This window comes from Variovorax sp. SPNA7, from assembly GCF_033807855.1.
Classification (GTDB): Bacteria; Pseudomonadota; Gammaproteobacteria; order Burkholderiales; family Burkholderiaceae_C; genus Variovorax; species Variovorax beijingensis.
This window is the reverse complement of the sequence record NZ_CP138513.1, coordinates 3,101,397-3,116,646: the sequence shown is the minus strand read 5'-3', so window position 1 is coordinate 3,116,646 and position 15,250 is coordinate 3,101,397. Positions and strand designations below refer to the sequence as shown.

At 66.6% G+C, this 15,250-nt stretch carries 14 protein-coding genes; 9 read left to right on the top strand and 5 right to left on the bottom strand.

Annotated elements, in window-relative coordinates; genetic code table 11:
- Positions 1-4: 4 nt before the first annotated feature.
- The 9 genes from RZE77_RS14585 to RZE77_RS14545 all read left to right on the top strand — a co-directional run bounded on the left by RZE77_RS14585 (position 5) and on the right by RZE77_RS14545 (position 12,298).
- Positions 5-1,630, top strand: a complete 1,626-nt coding sequence (locus RZE77_RS14585; protein WP_319438098.1) for an ABC transporter ATP-binding protein — start codon at positions 5-7, stop codon at positions 1,628-1,630.
- A gap of 19 nt (positions 1,631-1,649) precedes the next feature.
- The gene (locus RZE77_RS14580) at positions 1,650-2,849 is read left to right on the top strand and encodes a YbfB/YjiJ family MFS transporter (RefSeq protein ID WP_319438097.1); all 1,200 of its coding nucleotides are present in this window, start codon (positions 1,650-1,652) and stop codon (positions 2,847-2,849) included.
- A gap of 169 nt (positions 2,850-3,018) precedes the next feature.
- Positions 3,019-3,666, top strand: a complete 648-nt coding sequence (rimP, locus tag RZE77_RS14575) for a ribosome maturation factor RimP (RefSeq protein WP_319438096.1) — start codon at positions 3,019-3,021, stop codon at positions 3,664-3,666.
- A gap of 17 nt (positions 3,667-3,683) precedes the next feature.
- Positions 3,684-5,168 (top strand): transcription termination factor NusA, encoded by a 1,485-nt coding sequence (gene nusA, locus RZE77_RS14570; RefSeq protein ID WP_124959591.1) that lies wholly within the window; start codon positions 3,684-3,686, stop codon positions 5,166-5,168.
- A gap of 24 nt (positions 5,169-5,192) precedes the next feature.
- On the top strand, positions 5,193-8,156 hold the full coding sequence (infB, locus tag RZE77_RS14565) for a translation initiation factor IF-2 (RefSeq protein ID WP_319438095.1): 2,964 nt from the start codon (positions 5,193-5,195) through the stop codon (positions 8,154-8,156).
- Positions 8,157-8,180: 24 nt separating this feature from the next.
- A complete protein-coding gene (gene rbfA, locus RZE77_RS14560) occupies positions 8,181-8,552 on the top strand; it encodes a 30S ribosome-binding factor RbfA (RefSeq protein ID WP_021007399.1) in 372 nt (123 codons plus the stop codon).
- 2 nt (positions 8,553-8,554) lie between these two features.
- Complete coding sequence (gene truB, locus RZE77_RS14555) at positions 8,555-9,523, top strand: tRNA pseudouridine(55) synthase TruB (protein ID WP_319438094.1); 969 nt, start codon at positions 8,555-8,557, stop codon at positions 9,521-9,523.
- Positions 9,520-11,355, top strand: a complete 1,836-nt coding sequence (gene typA, locus RZE77_RS14550) for a translational GTPase TypA (RefSeq protein ID WP_319438093.1) — start codon at positions 9,520-9,522, stop codon at positions 11,353-11,355. The genes truB and typA overlap by 4 nt, the downstream gene beginning before the upstream one ends.
- 13 nt (positions 11,356-11,368) lie before the next feature.
- Positions 11,369-12,298, top strand: a complete 930-nt coding sequence (locus tag RZE77_RS14545) for a DMT family transporter (protein WP_405545849.1) — start codon at positions 11,369-11,371, stop codon at positions 12,296-12,298.
- Positions 12,299-12,379: 81 nt separating this feature from the next.
- Here the strand turns inward: RZE77_RS14545 and RZE77_RS14540 are convergent, their stop codons facing one another.
- The 5 genes from RZE77_RS14540 to smpB form a co-directional block, all read right to left on the bottom strand.
- The gene (locus RZE77_RS14540; RefSeq protein ID WP_012747857.1) at positions 12,380-12,775 is read right to left on the bottom strand and encodes a COG4315 family predicted lipoprotein; all 396 of its coding nucleotides are present in this window, start codon (positions 12,773-12,775) and stop codon (positions 12,380-12,382) included.
- 72 nt (positions 12,776-12,847) lie between these two features.
- Positions 12,848-13,672: an anti-sigma factor family protein gene (locus tag RZE77_RS14535; RefSeq protein ID WP_319438092.1), complete on the bottom strand. Its 825-nt coding sequence runs from the start codon at positions 13,670-13,672 to the stop codon at positions 12,848-12,850.
- 16 nt (positions 13,673-13,688) lie between these two features.
- Positions 13,689-14,204, bottom strand: a complete 516-nt coding sequence (locus tag RZE77_RS14530; protein ID WP_319438091.1) for a sigma-70 family RNA polymerase sigma factor — start codon at positions 14,202-14,204, stop codon at positions 13,689-13,691.
- Between the two features lie 21 nt (positions 14,205-14,225).
- The gene (locus RZE77_RS14525) at positions 14,226-14,606 is read right to left on the bottom strand and encodes a COG4315 family predicted lipoprotein (RefSeq protein ID WP_319438090.1); all 381 of its coding nucleotides are present in this window, start codon (positions 14,604-14,606) and stop codon (positions 14,226-14,228) included.
- Between the two features lie 105 nt (positions 14,607-14,711).
- Positions 14,712-15,188, bottom strand: a complete 477-nt coding sequence (gene smpB / locus RZE77_RS14520; protein ID WP_012747861.1) for an SsrA-binding protein SmpB — start codon at positions 15,186-15,188, stop codon at positions 14,712-14,714.
- Between the last annotated feature and the right edge of the window lie 62 nt (positions 15,189-15,250).

Sequence of the window (15,250 nt, the reverse complement as noted above, 5' to 3'; positions counted from 1 at the left end):
CCAAATGAAGCACCATCAGCCGCTGCTGGACGTGAAAGACCTGCGCGTGGCCTTCGGCGGCAAGGAGGTGGTGCACGGCATCGACTTCCGCATTGCCGCGGGCGAGAAGCTCGCGCTCGTCGGCGAATCGGGTTCGGGCAAGACCGTGACGGCGCTGTCGCTGCTGCGCCTGGCGCAGAACGCCGACGTGGCCGGCACCGCGACCTTGTTCGGCTCTGCAGATGCGCCAAGCGGGCGCGACCTGCTCTCGATCCCTGAACGGGAGCTGCGCGGCGTCCGCGGCAAGGAGATCGCGATGATCTTCCAGGAGCCGATGACCGCCCTCAACGCGCTCTACACCGTGGGCGACCAGATCGCCGAGGTGCTCGAACTGCACGAGGGCCTGTCGGCGCGCGCGGCACAGGCGGCGGCCGTGCAGCTGCTGGCCGACACCGGCATTCCGGAGCCGGCGCGGCGGGCAAGGGCGTTTCCGCACCAGCTTTCGGGCGGCCAGCGCCAGCGCGCAATGATCGCCATGGCGCTGGCCTGCAAGCCGCGCCTGCTGCTGGCCGACGAGCCGACCACCGCGCTCGACGTCACGGTGCGCGCGCAGATCCTCGAGCTGCTCGCCGATCTGCAGCGCAAGCATGGCATGGCCGTGCTGCTGATCACGCACGACCTCAACCTGGTGCGCCGCTTCGCCGACCGGATCGCCGTGATGGAAGACGGCCACGTGGTGGAGCAGGGCGCCGTGGCGGCCGTGTTCGAGGCGCCGCAGCACGCCTACACCCGCAAGCTGATCGACAGCCACCCGGAGCGCGATGTCATCGCCGTGCCGGCGGGGGCCGGCGCGCGGCCGGTGCTCGAGGCCACCGGCCTGCGCGTGAGCTACCCGGTGCCGCGGCCCGGTTTTGCCGGCTGGTTCCGCAAGGGCGAGTTCATCGCGGTGCAGGACGCGGACTTCCGCATTGCGCCCGGCGAAACCCTGGGTGTGGTCGGCGAGTCCGGATCGGGCAAGTCGACGCTGGCGCTGGCCGCGCTCGGGCTGCTGAAGCACCAGGGCGCGCTCAAGGTGGACGGCAAGGGCTGGGCGGTGGACCGCAGTTCCGACCTGGCCTTGCGCCGCGTCATGCAGGTGGTTTTCCAGGACCCGTTCTCTTCGCTCTCGCCGCGCATGACGGTCGAGCAGATCGTGGGCGAGGGGCTGCGCGTGCACGCGCCCGAGCTCAGCACGGCGCAGCGCCGCGCGCGGGCGCTGGCGGCGCTGGCCGACGTGGGCCTGGGCGAGGCGCAGTTTCCCTCGCTGCTCGACCGCTATCCGCACGAGTTCTCCGGTGGGCAGCGCCAGCGGCTCGCGATTGCGCGCGCGCTCATCGTCGATCCGCAACTGCTGGTGCTCGACGAGCCCACCAGCGCGCTCGACGTGACGATCCAGAAGCAGGTGCTGGGCCTGCTGCAGCGCCTGCAGCGGGAACGCGGCCTGAGCTATCTGCTGATCACGCACGACGTCGAGGTGATCCGCGCCATGGCGCACCACGTCATCGTGATGAAGGACGGTGCCATCCTCGAAGCCGGCGCGGTCGAGCGCGTGCTCGACGCGCCCGAGCACCCCTATACAAAGAAGCTGGTGGCCGCCGCGCTGCTGGAATAGAACAACGGAATCGAAGGAAATGTCGGATATCGGACGGGACAGGCGCGGTGCCTGGCGCGCGGCACTGGCATGCATGGTGACCTTGGCCGTTGCCATGGGCCTGGGGCGCTTTGCCTTCACGCCCATGCTGCCGATCATGCTGCACGAGGGAAAGCTCCAACTCGAGGCGGGCGGCGTGCTGGCTTCGCTCAATTACCTCGGTTACTTCCTGGGCGCGGTCAGTTGCGCGGCCATCGGCATCCAGGCCAAGCGCATGGTGCGCGGCGGCCTGGTGGCCACGGCGGCCCTGCTGGTGGGCATGGGCGTGCTCCACAGCTTCACGAGCTGGGGCATCCTGCGCGCGGCAGCCGGCGTGATGAGCGCCTGGGTCTTCGTCTTCGCGTCCGGCTGGGGGCTGCGGCGGTTGGCGGAGACGAATTCCCCGGCCCTGGCCGGCGTGATCTACACCGGCCCCGGCATCGGCATCGCGATGACCGGCCTGCTCGGCGGCGCCTTGGGGCGCTGGGGATCGGAGGCGGGATGGATCGGCCTGGGCCTGCTGGCGGTGGTGCTGGTGGCGTCGATCTGGCGCGTGTTCGACGATGGCGAATCGCCCTCGGCGCAAGGCTCCGCGGGCGCGCCGTCCGCCCAGGCGGGTGCGGTCGCCTCGCCTTCGGCGCGCAGCGACGCCGTCTGGCTGGTCGCGCTCTATGGGCTGGCCGGCTTCGGCTACATCATCACCGCCACCTTCCTGCCGGTGATCGCGCGCCAGGCGCTGCCGGGCTCGTCGTGGCCCGACTTCTTCTGGCCGCTGTTCGGGCTGGCGATCATCCCGGGCGCGCTGATCGGTGCCCGCGCGCCCATCCACTGGGACAACCGGCTGCTGCTGGCGGCGGCCTATGCGCTGCAGGCGCTGGGCGTGGTGCTGTCGGTGGCCTGGCCCACCATCACCGGCTTTGCGCTCGGCAGCCTGCTGCTCGGCATGCCTTTCACGGCCATCACGCTTTTTGCGATGCGGGATGCGCGCCGGCTTCGCGGCAATGCTGCGGCCGGGCTGATCGGCTATGCGACCGCGTCCTATGGGGTCGGGCAGATCATCGGCCCGCTGTTTGCGGCGCCGCTGGCCCAGCGAACCGGGTCTTTCGAGCTCCCGCTGCTGGTGGCGGCCGCCGCATTGGCGCTCGGTTCGGCGCTGTTTGCCGTCGTCTGGTCAAAATCCCGGCGCAAAGTGGCGCTTTGAACAGTCCAAGCCACTTCATTTATCACGGGAATAGCATATAATTCGAGGCTCACGACCAAACGGGCGGGTACCAACCGCCCGTTTTTTTTGGTCTATGCAATTTCGATGCGTGACACCCGTGGCGGGCGGGTGGCACGCATAAGCATTTTTACAAGGCAAATTCAAACACGTGGCATTGCAGCAGACAGTGGAACAAACCGTTGCCGGTCTCGGCTACGACCTGGTCGAGATCGAACGCTCGGCCGGGGGATTGCTGCGCGTGACAATTGATTTGCCCTGGACTGCCCCCACATCGGAAGCTGTGGCTGCAGGCATTCCCGAACCCTTCGTGACGGTCGAGGATTGCGAGAAGGTCACGCGCCAGTTGCAGTTTGCGCTCGAGGTCGACGGTGTCGATTACAAGCGGCTCGAGGTTTCCTCGCCGGGTATTGACCGTCCGCTTCGCAATGAGCAGGATTTCGAGCGTTTCGTGGGCGAGGTGATCGACATCACGCTCAAGGCGCCCATGGGTGCCGCGGCGGCGGGGCAGGTGTCTGCCACCCGCAAGAAGTTTCGCGGCACGCTGGAGCGTGCTGAAAAGGCGGAAGGGGCCGACGGAGCCCCGGGCTGGCAAATCGTCTGGAGCGATGCGCCGAAGCCCAAGCCGGGTCAAAAAGTCAGCAAGAAGCGCGCGCCTGCAAAGTTGCAGGCGCTGGGTTTCGTGCTGGATGAGCTGCGCGATGCGCGGCTCGCGCCAATTGTGGATTTCAAGGGCCGCAGGGCCAAAACCCAACCGGGTTTTTCGGATATTGACGACGGAACCAACGTTCCGGACTGACTAGAGGAGTGGGTGGCATGAATCGCGAAATGTTGATGTTGGTGGATGCGATCTCGCGCGAGAAGAACGTCGAGCGCGACGTGGTTTTCGGTGCGGTCGAGTCCGCGCTGGCGCAAGCCACCAAGAAGCTCCACCAGGGCGACGTGGACATCCGCGTCTCGGTCGACCGCGACAGCGGCGACTACGAAACCTTCCGCCGCTGGCACGTCGTCCCCGACGAAGCCGGCCTGCAGCTGCCCGACCAGGAAATCCTCCTGTTCGAAGCCAAGGAAGAAATGCCCGACATCGAGGTCGGCGAGTACATCGAAGAAGCGGTGGACTCGGTGCCGATCGGCCGCATCGGCGCCATGGCGGCCAAGCAGGTCATCCTGCAGAAGATCCGCGACGCCGAGCGCGAGATGCTGCTCAACGACTTCATGTCGCGCGGCGACAAGATCTTTGTCGGCACCGTCAAGCGCCTGGACAAGGGCGACATCATCGTGGAAGCCGGCCGCGTCGAAGGGCGCCTGCGCCGCAGCGAGATGATCGCCAAGGAAAACCTGCGCAACGGCGACCGCGTGCGGGCCATGATCATGGAAGTCGACCTGACGCTGCGCGGCGCGCCGATCATCCTGTCGCGCTCGGCGCCCGAATTCATGATCGAGCTGTTCCGCCAGGAAGTGCCCGAAATCGAACAGGGCCTGCTCGAGATCAAGAGCTGCGCCCGCGACCCCGGCTCGCGTGCCAAGATCGCCGTGCTCTCGCACGACAAGCGTGTCGACCCGATCGGCACCTGCGTCGGCGTGCGCGGCACCCGCGTGAACGCCGTGACCAACGAGCTCGCCGGCGAGCGCGTGGACATCGTGCTGTGGAGCGAAGACCCGGCCCAGTTCGTGATCGGCGCCCTGGCTCCGGCCAACGTGTCGTCGATCGTGGTCGATGAAGAAAAGCACGCCATGGATGTGGTGGTCGACGAGGAAAACCTCGCCATCGCGATCGGCCGCGGCGGCCAGAACGTGAGGCTTGCCTCCGACCTGACCGGCTGGAAGATCAACATCATGGACGCCAATGAATCGGCCCAGAAGCAGGCGAGCGAAACCGACGCCAGCCGCAAGCTGTTCATGGAAAAGCTCGACGTCGACGAGGAAATCGCCGACATCCTGATCTCCGAGGGCTTCAACAGCCTCGAGGAAGTGGCCTATGTGCCGATCTCCGAAATGCTGGAGATCGAAGCTTTCGATGAAGACACCATCAACGAGCTGCGCACGCGCGCCAAGGATGCGCTGTTGACCATGGAAATCGCCAAGGAAGAGGGCGTCGAGACCGTCTCGCAGAATCTGCGCGACCTCGAAGGCCTCGACCCCGAGCTGATTCCCAAGCTGGCCGAGGCGGGTGTGCACACCCGCGACGACCTCGCCGACCTCGCGGTCGATGAACTCACCGAGATCACCGGCCACAGCGCCGATGACGCCAAAGCCCTCATCTTGAAAGCCCGCGAACATTGGTTCGCCGGCCAAGAGTGATGGTCATGGAGGCACGAAACCAATATGTCCAGTACCACTGTCGCCGAGTTCGCGAACGAGCTCAAGAAGACTCCCGAAACCTTGCTTGACCAGCTCAAGAGCGCAGGCGTGCCCAAGGCGGCACCCACCGATGCACTCACCGAGGCTGACAAGCAGCGCCTGCTCGGCTTTCTCAAAGCCAGCCATGGCACCGCCGAGCCCGAGCGCAAGAAGATCACGCTGACCAAGAAGTCGACCAGCGAGATCAAGCAGGCCGACGCCACCGGCCGCGCCCGCACCATCCAGGTCGAGGTGCGCAAGAAGCGCACCTTCATCCAGCGCGACGATGGCCATCCGGCCACGCCCGAAGCGCAACCGGTGGCCGAAGCGCCCGCCGCGGCACCCGCCGCGCCGCGCATCGACGAAGCCGAACTGGCCCGCCGCGAGGAAGAGGCGCGCCGCCAGGCCGAGCTGATCCGCCGCCAGGAAGAAGAACTGGTCGAGAAGCGCCGCCTGCGCGAAGAAGCCGAAGCCCGCGAACGCGAACAGGCCGAAAAGGCCGAGCGCGCGGAGCAGGCCGAGCAGGAAGCCGCGCGCGCCGCCGCCGAGAAGAAGGCCGCTGCCGAAGCCGCTGCCGCGCCCGCCAAGGAAGCGGCCAAGCCGGTCGCTGCGCCTGCCGCAGCCGCTGCAGCCGCCGCAGCCGCCGCCGAACAGCAGGCCGCCGACACCAAGCTGGCTGCCCAGACGGCCGCCACGCAAGCCAAGGAAGACGCCAAGGCCAAGGCCGCCGCCGAATCGAAGGCCCGTGCCGACGAAGAAGCCGCCCGTGCCAAGGACCTGGACGAGCGCCGCCGCAAGGCCCTGGCCGAAGCCGAAGCCATTCGCGCCATGATGAACGCACCGGCCCGCGTGCTGGTGCCGCACAAGGCGCCCGAGAAGCCGCAGCCCGAAAAGGCCGCGGTCAAGGGCACGCTGCACAAGCCGGCCGCGCCCCCGGCGCGTCCCGGCGCGCCGGCCGCACCGGGTGCTGCAGCAGCCCCTGGCGCCGCCGGTGCCGGCAAGGAAGTCAAGTCGGCCAAGCTCTCTTCGAGCTGGGCGGGCGATCCTGCCAAGAAGAAGGAAATCAAGACCCGCGGCGATGCCAGCGGTGGTGTCGGCCGCGGCAACTGGCGCGGAGGCCCGCGCGGCCGCCGCGGCAGCAATGACCGCGGAGGCCACGAAGAGCATGTGCAGGCCGCACCGGTGGAGGCGCGCATTCTCGAAGTGCACGTGCCCGAAACCATCACGGTGGCCGAGCTCGCGCACAAGATGGCCGTCAAGGCGCAGGAAGTCATCAAGCAATTGATGAAGCTGGGTCAGATGGCGACCATCAACCAGTCGCTGGACCAGGACACGGCCATGATCCTGGTGGAGGAAATGGGCCACAACGCGGTCGTTGCCGCGCTGGACGACCCGGAAGCCTTCACCGACGAGGACGTGTCGGCGCAAACCGCCGAAGCCCTGCCGCGCGCACCGGTCGTGACCGTCATGGGCCACGTCGACCACGGCAAGACCTCGCTGCTCGACTACATCCGCCGCGCCAAGGTTGCAGCGGGCGAAGCCGGCGGCATCACGCAGCACATCGGTGCCTACCACGTGCAAACCGAACGCGGCATGGTGTCGTTCCTCGACACCCCGGGCCACGAGGCCTTCACGGCCATGCGTGCCCGCGGCGCGCAGGCCACCGACATCGTCATCCTCGTGGTGGCGGCCGACGACGGCGTCATGCCGCAGACCAAGGAAGCCATCAAGCACGCGAAGGCTGCGGGTGTGCCGATCGTGGTTGCCATCAACAAGATCGACAAGCCCGATGCCAGCCCGGACCGCGTGAAGCAGGAACTGGTGGCCGAAGAGGTGGTGCCCGAAGAGTATGGCGGCGACGTGCCGTTCGTGCCGGTGTCCGCCAAGACGGGCCAGGGCATCGACGACCTGCTCGAACAGGTGCTGCTGCAGGCCGAAGTGCTGGAACTCAAGGCGCCGGTGGATGCCGCCGCCAAGGGCCTGGTCATCGAAGCGCAGCTCGACAAGGGCCGCGGCCCGGTCGCAACCGTGCTGGTTCAGTCCGGCACGCTCAAGACCGGTGACGTGGTGCTGGCGGGTTCGACCTATGGCCGCGTGCGCGCCATGCTCGACGAAGACGGCAAGGCCATCAAGACCGCGGGTCCGTCGATCCCGGTCGAGATCCAGGGCCTGACCGAAGTCCCGCAGGCGGGCGACGAGTTCATGGTGATGAGCGACGAGCGCCGTGCGCGCGAAATCGCCACCTACCGCGCCGGCAAGTTCCGCAACACCAAGCTGGCGAAGGCCCAGGCCGCGAACCTGCAGAACATGTTCACCGACCTCTCGGCCGGCGAAGTGCAGACGCTGCGCATCATCATCAAGGCCGACGTGCAGGGCTCGCAGGAAGCACTGGCCCAGTCGCTGCTCAAGCTGGCGACCGAAGAGGTCAAGGTGCAGATCGTGTACGCCGGCGTGGGCGGTATCAGCGAAAGCGACATCAACCTTGCGATCGCCTCGAAGGCCATCGTGATCGGCTTCAACGTGCGTGCCGATGCCGGTGCGCGCAAGCTGGCCGAAGGCAATGGCGTGCAGCTGAACTACTACAGCATCATTTACGACGCCGTGGACGAGATCAAGGTCGCGATGTCGGGCATGCTGGCACCGGAGCGCCGCGAGGAAATCATCGGCTCGGCCGAGATCCGCACGGTGTTCGTGGCTTCGAAGATCGGTACGGTCGCAGGTTCGTACATCACCTCGGGCTCGGTCAACCGCAGTGCGCATTTCCGCCTGCTGCGCGACAACGTGGTGATCTACACCGGCGAAGTCGATTCGATCAAGCGCATGAAGGACGACGTCCGCGAAGTGCGCGAAGGCTTCGAGTGCGGTATCAAGCTCAAGAACTACAACGACATCAAAGAAGGTGATCAGTTGGAATTCTTCGAGATCAAGGAGATCGCCCGTACGCTGTAACAAGCGTTCGATGCGACCGTATCCATGCCCAAAAGAAAAGCCGCCGCCCCCAACCGCGCGTTCAAGGTTGCCGACCAGATCCAGCGGGATCTGACGGAGCTGATCGCGCGCGAGTTGAAGGACCCGCGCGTGGGCATGGTCACGATCCAGGCGGTCGAGGTCACGCCCGACTATGCGCACGCGAAGATCTACTTCAGCATGCTCACGGGCGACGTGGCCGAGACCACCGAAGCGCTGAACCAGGCCGCGGGGTTCCTCCGCAACGGCCTGTTCAAGCGCCTCCACATCCACACCGTGCCGACGCTGCACTTCCTGTTCGACCGCACCACCGAGCGTGCGGCCGACATGAATGCGCTCATTGCGCAGGCCGTCGCTTCGCGTTCGAAAGACGACTAGCGATGAATGCGCCACGCACAAGGGTGCAGCGGCGCCCTGTGCATGGGGTGTTGTTGCTCGACAAGCCGCTGGGACTCTCCAGCAACCAGGCCTTGCAGAAGGCCAAGTGGTTGCTGCGGGCCGAAAAAGCGGGCCACACCGGCACGCTCGATCCGCTGGCCACCGGCGTGCTGCCGCTGTGCTTTGGCGCGGCCACCAAGTTCAGCCAGCTGCACCTCGATGCCGACAAGACCTACGAGGCCATGGCACGCCTTGGCATCAAGACCTCCACCGGCGATGCCGAGGGCGAGGTGATTGCCGAGCGCCCGGTGCATGTCACCGCGGAAGACCTGGCCCGCGTCGAAGCGCAGTTCACCGGCCCGATCCGGCAGGTTCCACCGATGCACAGTGCGCTCAAGAAGGACGGCAAGGCGCTGTACGAGTACGCACGCGAAGGCATCGAGATCGAGCGGGCGCCCCGTGAAGTGGTCATTCATGCGTTGAAGATCACGCAGGCCGCCGCCGAATCGGCAGGCCATGCCATCAAGATCGTGGCTTCCGTGAGCAAGGGCACCTACATCCGCACGCTGGGCGAAGACATCGGCGAGGCGCTGGGCTGCGGCGCGCACCTCACGTCGCTGCGCCGCACGGCCACCGGCGGCTTCGGCGAGGCGCAGTGCATCACGCTCGAAGCGCTCGAAGCCATGGGCGAGGAGGAGCGGCTGGCGCAATTGTTGCCTGCCGAATCCCTGGTCGAGGGCCATACGGTCGTCACGCTCGGCAGCGAAGATGCAGGGCGCTTCCTGTCCGGCCTGCGCCGCCGCGGTAACTGGCCCGATGCCGACCATGTGGCGGTGTTCGGCGAAGCGCCTCCGGCCTTCCTGGGCACGGCGCACATTGCCGCCAATGAATTGATCCCGGGGCGCTTGCTGAACCCCATCGAAATCCAGCAAATTCTTTTGAACGCACAACAGACCGAAGCGACACCATGAGTACCAAGCAAATCCGCAATATCGCCATCATTGCCCACGTGGACCATGGCAAGACCACGATGGTCGACCAGCTGCTGCGGCAGTCGGGCACCTTTGCCGAGCACGAGAAAGTGGTCGACACGGTGATGGACAACAACGCCATCGAAAAGGAACGTGGCATCACGATCCTGGCCAAGAACTGCGCCGTGACCTGGGAAGGCACGCACATCAACATCGTCGACACCCCCGGCCACGCGGACTTCGGCGGCGAAGTGGAGCGCGCGCTGTCGATGGTCGACGGCGTGGTGCTGCTGATCGACGCCCAGGAAGGCCCGATGCCGCAGACGCGCTTCGTGACCAAGAAGGCGCTGGCCCTCGGCCTGAAGCCGATCCTGGTCGTGAACAAGGTCGACAAGCCGGGTGCCAACCCCGACAAGGTGGTGAACGCCGCCTTCGACCTGTTCGACAAGCTCGGCGCCACCGACGAACAGCTGGACTTCCCCGTGGTGTACGCCTCGGGCATCAACGGCTGGTCGTCGCTCGAAGAGGGTGCGCCCGGCGAGCAGTGGGGCCCCGACATGTCGGCGCTGTTCAACACCATCCTGAAGCACGTGCCGGCGCAAACGGGCAACCCCGAGGCGCCACTGCAGCTGCAGATTTCCGCGCTCGATTTCTCGACCTTCGTCGGCCGCATCGGCGTGGGCCGCATCAGCCAGGGCACGCTGAAGCCCATGATGGACGTGGTGGTCATGGAAGGCCCGGACGGCAAGACCGTCAAGGGCCGCGTCAACCAGGTGCTGACCTTCCAGGGCCTGGAGCGCGTGCAGGCCACCGAAGCCGGCCCGGGCGAGATCGTGCTGATCAACGGCATTGCCGACATCGGCATCGGCGTGACCGTGACCGATCCGGCCAACCCGTCGCCGCTGCCCATGCTCAAGGTCGACGAACCGACCCTGACCATGAACTTCTGCGTCAACACCAGCCCGCTGGCCGGCCGTGAAGGCAAGTTCGTCACCAGCCGCCAGATCTGGGACCGCCTGCAGAAGGAACTGCAGCACAACGTGGCGCTGCGCGTGAACGAAACCGACGAGGAAGGCATCTTCGAGGTGATGGGCCGCGGCGAACTGCACCTGACCATCCTGTTGGAAAACATGCGCCGCGAAGGCTATGAAATGGCCGTGTCGAAGCCGCGCGTGGTGTTTCGCACGGTCAACGGCGAGAAGCACGAGCCGATCGAGCTGGTCACGGCCGACATCGAAGAGCAGCACCAGGGCGGCGTGATGCAGGCACTGGGCGAGCGCAAGGGCGAACTGGTCAACATGGAACCGGACGGCCGCGGCCGCGTGCGCCTGGAGTACCGCATTCCGGCGCGCGGCCTGATCGGCTTCACCAACGAATTCCTGAACCTGACGCGCGGCTCGGGCCTCATCAGCAACATCTTCGACAGCTACGAGCCGCACAAGGGCGAGATCGGCAGCCGCAAGAACGGCGTGCTGATTTCCATGGACGACGGTGAAATCTTCACCTACGCCCTGGGCAAGCTGGACGACCGCGGCCGCATGTTCGTGAAGGCGAACGATCCGGTGTACGAAGGCATGATCGTGGGCATTCACAGCCGCGACAACGACCTGGTGGTGAACGCCACGCGCACCAAGCAGCTGACCAACTTCCGCGTCTCGGGCAAGGAAGACGCGATCAAGATCACGCCGCCGATCGAACTCACGCTGGAATACGGCGTGGAATTCATCGAGGACGACGAGCTGGTCGAAATCACGCCCAAGAGCGTGCGCCTGCGCAAGCGTTTCCTCAAGGAAAACGAGCGCAAGCGCGCCAGCCGCGAAACGGCGAGCTGATCGCCATCCCGCCATGCTGCTGCGCCTGACCCACGGCGGGGCCGTGTGGCTGATGGTTGCCGTGACCCTGATGTGGGCCACGGCGGGTGTCGTCACGCGGCACCTGGCGCAGGCCCACAGTTTCGAGATCACCTTCTGGCGCAGCTTCTTCACGATGCTTGCGCTGCTGGTGATCTTGCCGCTTTGGCGGGGCCGGGCGGTGTTCTCGCAGATCCGCTCGGGTGGGCGCGAGCTCTGGATCTCGGGCGTCTGCTGGACCGTGATGTTCACCGCCTTCATGGTGGCGCTGACGCTGGCCTCGACGGCCAGCGTGCTGGTCACGATGTCGCTGGGTCCATTGCTCACCGCACTGGCCGCGCGCCTGTTCATCGGCCACCGCCTGCCCGCGCGGACCTGGGTGGCCATCGTGGTGGCCGGCCTCGGCATTGCGTGGATGTACGGCACGCAATTGGTGCAGGGCGGGGCAGCGGGCGGATCGCTGCTCGGAACGCTGGTGGCGCTGTGCGTGCCGCTCGCGGGAGCCACCAACTGGACGGTGGTCCAGCACGCGCGTGCCAAGGGACATGACATCGACCTGGTTCCTGCGGTGCTGATTGGTGCGGCGCTCAGTGCGCTGCTCACGCTGCCCTTTGCCTTGCCGTTCCAGGCCAATGCGCATGACCTCGGCCTGCTCGCTTTCCTCGGTGTTTTCCAGCTGGCCATTCCCTGCGTGCTGGCGGTGCTGTGCGCGCAGGTGCTCAAGGCGCCCGAGGTGGCGCTGCTCGCGCTGCTCGAAGTGATCTTCGGCATTGCACTGGCCTGGATCGGCGCGGGCGAGGAGCCGGCTGCGAGCGTGCTGACCGGCGGCGCGCTGGTCATTGGTGCACTGGTGTTCAACGAGCTGCTGGCGCTGCGTGGACGCCGCACCGCCGTGGCCGACGACGCGCTTCCCAGCGCGCACTGAGCCGCGCCGGCAGGCGGAAAAGAAAAGGCCCCGACATCTGACGGGGCCTTCGAGTTGGAGCGCGATCAGGCGATCACGGGATCAGGGGCGGGCCACCTTCCAGGCGCCGTTCAGGACGCCGTCGCCGGTCTTGTCGCCCGGCTTGCTGTCCTTGGTCCAGTAGTAGAGCGGCCAGCCCTTGTAGGCCCACTGCCTCTTGCCGTCTTCGCGCACGATGATGGTGTAGCCGCCCATCGGCTTGGCTGTTTCGGCGACCGGCAGCGGCGGCCAGTTGGCGGCGCACTGGGCATTGCAGGCGGAGGTGCCTGCACCGGCCGTGTCGCGGGCGAAGGTGTACAGCGTCATGCCATTCGGGCCGACCAGCACGCCATCGGCGGTACGGGTGGGAGTGTCGGGGGCGCTGGCGGTCTTGTTGGACATGCCGCCGCAGCCGGCGAGCAATGCCGCCGCGAGGATCGAGGCGCTGAGCAATTTCATGCAGTTTCTCCTTCAGTTGAAAAATCGCGAAAACAAGGCAGTGGTTGCGCGACACGGCAGTTTATGCCGGCCTCACGACAAATCGCGGTAGGCGAGCGTCGCGAGTTTCAGCAAAACTTCACGCGGTAGCTTGCCGGCAACGGCATAGCCGAAGCCCTGGTCGATCCAATAGAAGCTGGGCACCGGTCCTTCGGACGCGAAACGGAAGGCTGTTTCGCGCGAGGCGGCGGTGCCGACGGCGGCCTGGTTGTCGAGGGTGCCGATGTAGAGCGTGATGCGCTCGCCGGCGCTGTCCTCGAACATGAACTGAGCGCGCGCGCCGCTTTCCCCGGGCAAGAGGCGGCCGCCGACGAGCGTGTAGCCCATGGCGGTCAGGTCAGGCACCTTGAGCGGCCTGTCGAGGCGCTTGGACAGCCACTGCACGAGGTGCTGCTGCTCGCTGGCGGCCACTTCGACCGGATGCCTTTTCTCGGGCGCGTAGATGGCGTGCGCAATCGAAGCGTCATGCACGAATTCGCGCATCGCAGGCGCCCTGGCCAGTTGGGCCGAAGCAACGCGTTGCATCGACCACTGCGCATTGCCGAGCCAGCCGGCGGCAAAGGCGACCAGCACGCCGGCCGCCATGCCGCCCCATCGCATCCAATGGCCTTGCCGGGCCTGGCGAGGCTGGCTGCGATCGAGCGCACTCATCAAGGGCGCAGGAACGGGCTCGCCCAGCAGTTCGCCATGCAGCCGGCGCAGCGCGTCGCGCTGGACGCGCCAGGCCGCCACCCGCGCCGCAAGGGCCGGATCGCGCGCCACGGCGTCCTCGACCTCGGCGCGGCGTTCCGGTACCAACTGGCCATCGACGAGGGCATGCACCTCGTCGTCGGTGGGGGGCGGGGCAGGGCGATTCATGATGGAGCGGCAGGTTTCACTTGAGGCGGCGCAGGCCGGGGCGATGCGGCGCCGAGGCACCGTCCATCAGCTCATGCAGCCGGACGCGGGCGCGCGACAGGCGCGACATCACGGTGCCGGCGGGGATGCCGAGCACCTTGGCCACCTCGGCATAGGAAAGGTCTTCGAGCGTTACCAGCAGCAGCACGGCGCGCTGCTCTTCGGGCAGCTGCATCAGGCAGCGCTGCAGGTCCAGGCCCATGCCGAGGTCGCGGCCTGGATCGGCGCCGCCGTGCAGTTCGTGCGCCGCGTCGTCCAGCGGCACCACGCTGTGCGGCGGCGGCGTGCGCCGCAGCTGGCTCGCGAAGATGTTGTGCATGACCGTGAACAGCCAGGCGCGCAGGTCGCTGCCCACCACCCAGAGCCGCCACTTGCTGCAGGCCCGCTCGAGCGTGTCCTGCACCAGGTCGTCGGCCGCCCAGGCGTTGCCCGTGAGCGCGCGCGCATAGCGGCGCAGGCTCGGGATCTGGTCGGCCAGCAGGCGGGCGTCCATGGGGGCGGGAACGCGCGCGGGTCAGGGTTTGGCGATTTTCCAGGCACCGCCGACGCCGTCGCCGGTCTTGTCGCCCGGCTTGGTGTCCTTGGCCCAGTAGTAGAGCGGCCAGCCCTTGGCGGCCCATTGCTTCTTGCCGTCGTCGCGCGTGACGATGGTGAAGTCGCCGGAGGGCTTGTCGCTGTCGGTGGCCATGAAGGGCGGCCAGTTGGCCGCGCAGCCGCCATTGCAGGCCGACTTGCCGCTGCCGGCCGTGTCCTTGTCGAAGGTGTAGAGCGTCATGCCGTTGGGGCCGACCAGCGCGCCGTCGGCGGCCTTGGGCTGGGCGAACGAGGGAAGCGCGAGCAGGCCGGCGAGCAGCGCGGCGGCAAGGCCGGCGAAAGAAGGGCGAAGAGGCGACATGGAAGACTCCTGGAAGTTGGTGGCACCGACGATCCGATGACACCGCACAAACGCCTGCAACCGGCGTTTTATTCCATGCCGCAAAAGAAAAGAACCAGCGAAGAACTAGCGGCTGCGGCTCTTCATCGCGCGCTCGACCTCGCGCTTGCCTTCGCGGTCCTTGATGGTGTCGCGCTTGTCGTGCTCGGCCTTGCCCTTGGCCAGCGCAATTTCGCATTTGACCTTGCCGGCCTTCCAGTGCAGGTTGAGCGGCACCAGCGTGTAGCCCTTTTGTTCGACCTTGCCGACCAGGCGGCGGATCTCCTCCTTGTGCAGCAGCAACTTCTTGGTGCGGATGGAGTCAGGGTTGACGTGGGTCGAAGCGCTCTTGAGCGGGTTGATCTGCAGGCCCACGACAAAGAGCTCGCCGTCGCGGATCACCACGTAGCCGTCGGTCAGCTGGACCTTGCCTTCGCGCAGGGACTTGACCTCCCAGCCTTCGAGCACGATGCCGGCCTCGAAGCGTTCTTCGAAGAAATAGTTGTACGCGGCCTTCTTGTTGTCGGCAATGCGGGAGGAGGTATCTTGTTTCTTGGTGGCCATGGCTCGGAAAGATGGGGGCGCATGGCTTCAATACAATCCGTCGCGCACGCTGTCCCGATTCT

Bases quoted from the DNA above. Each gene is read 5' to 3' on its own strand.
- RZE77_RS14525 (WP_319438090.1), bottom strand. From the start codon at position 14,606: ATGTCGCCTCTTCGCCCTTCTTTCGCCGGCCTTGCCGCCGCGCTGCTC.
- truB (WP_319438094.1), top strand. From the start codon at position 8,555: ATGAATGCGCCACGCACAAGGGTGCAGCGGCGCCCTGTGCATGGGGTG.
- RZE77_RS14540 (WP_012747857.1), bottom strand. From the start codon at position 12,775: ATGAAATTGCTCAGCGCCTCGATCCTCGCGGCGGCATTGCTCGCCGGC.
- rbfA (WP_021007399.1), top strand. From the start codon at position 8,181: ATGCCCAAAAGAAAAGCCGCCGCCCCCAACCGCGCGTTCAAGGTTGCC.
- nusA (WP_124959591.1), top strand. From the start codon at position 3,684: ATGAATCGCGAAATGTTGATGTTGGTGGATGCGATCTCGCGCGAGAAG.
- RZE77_RS14585 (WP_319438098.1), top strand. From the start codon at position 5: ATGAAGCACCATCAGCCGCTGCTGGACGTGAAAGACCTGCGCGTGGCC.
- RZE77_RS14545 (WP_405545849.1), top strand. From the start codon at position 11,369: ATGCTGCTGCGCCTGACCCACGGCGGGGCCGTGTGGCTGATGGTTGCC.
- RZE77_RS14530 (WP_319438091.1), bottom strand. From the start codon at position 14,204: ATGGACGCCCGCCTGCTGGCCGACCAGATCCCGAGCCTGCGCCGCTAT.
- RZE77_RS14535 (WP_319438092.1), bottom strand. From the start codon at position 13,672: ATGAATCGCCCTGCCCCGCCCCCCACCGACGACGAGGTGCATGCCCTC.
- smpB (WP_012747861.1), bottom strand. From the start codon at position 15,188: ATGGCCACCAAGAAACAAGATACCTCCTCCCGCATTGCCGACAACAAG.
- RZE77_RS14580 (WP_319438097.1), top strand. From the start codon at position 1,650: ATGTCGGATATCGGACGGGACAGGCGCGGTGCCTGGCGCGCGGCACTG.
- typA (WP_319438093.1), top strand. From the start codon at position 9,520: ATGAGTACCAAGCAAATCCGCAATATCGCCATCATTGCCCACGTGGAC.
- infB (WP_319438095.1), top strand. From the start codon at position 5,193: ATGTCCAGTACCACTGTCGCCGAGTTCGCGAACGAGCTCAAGAAGACT.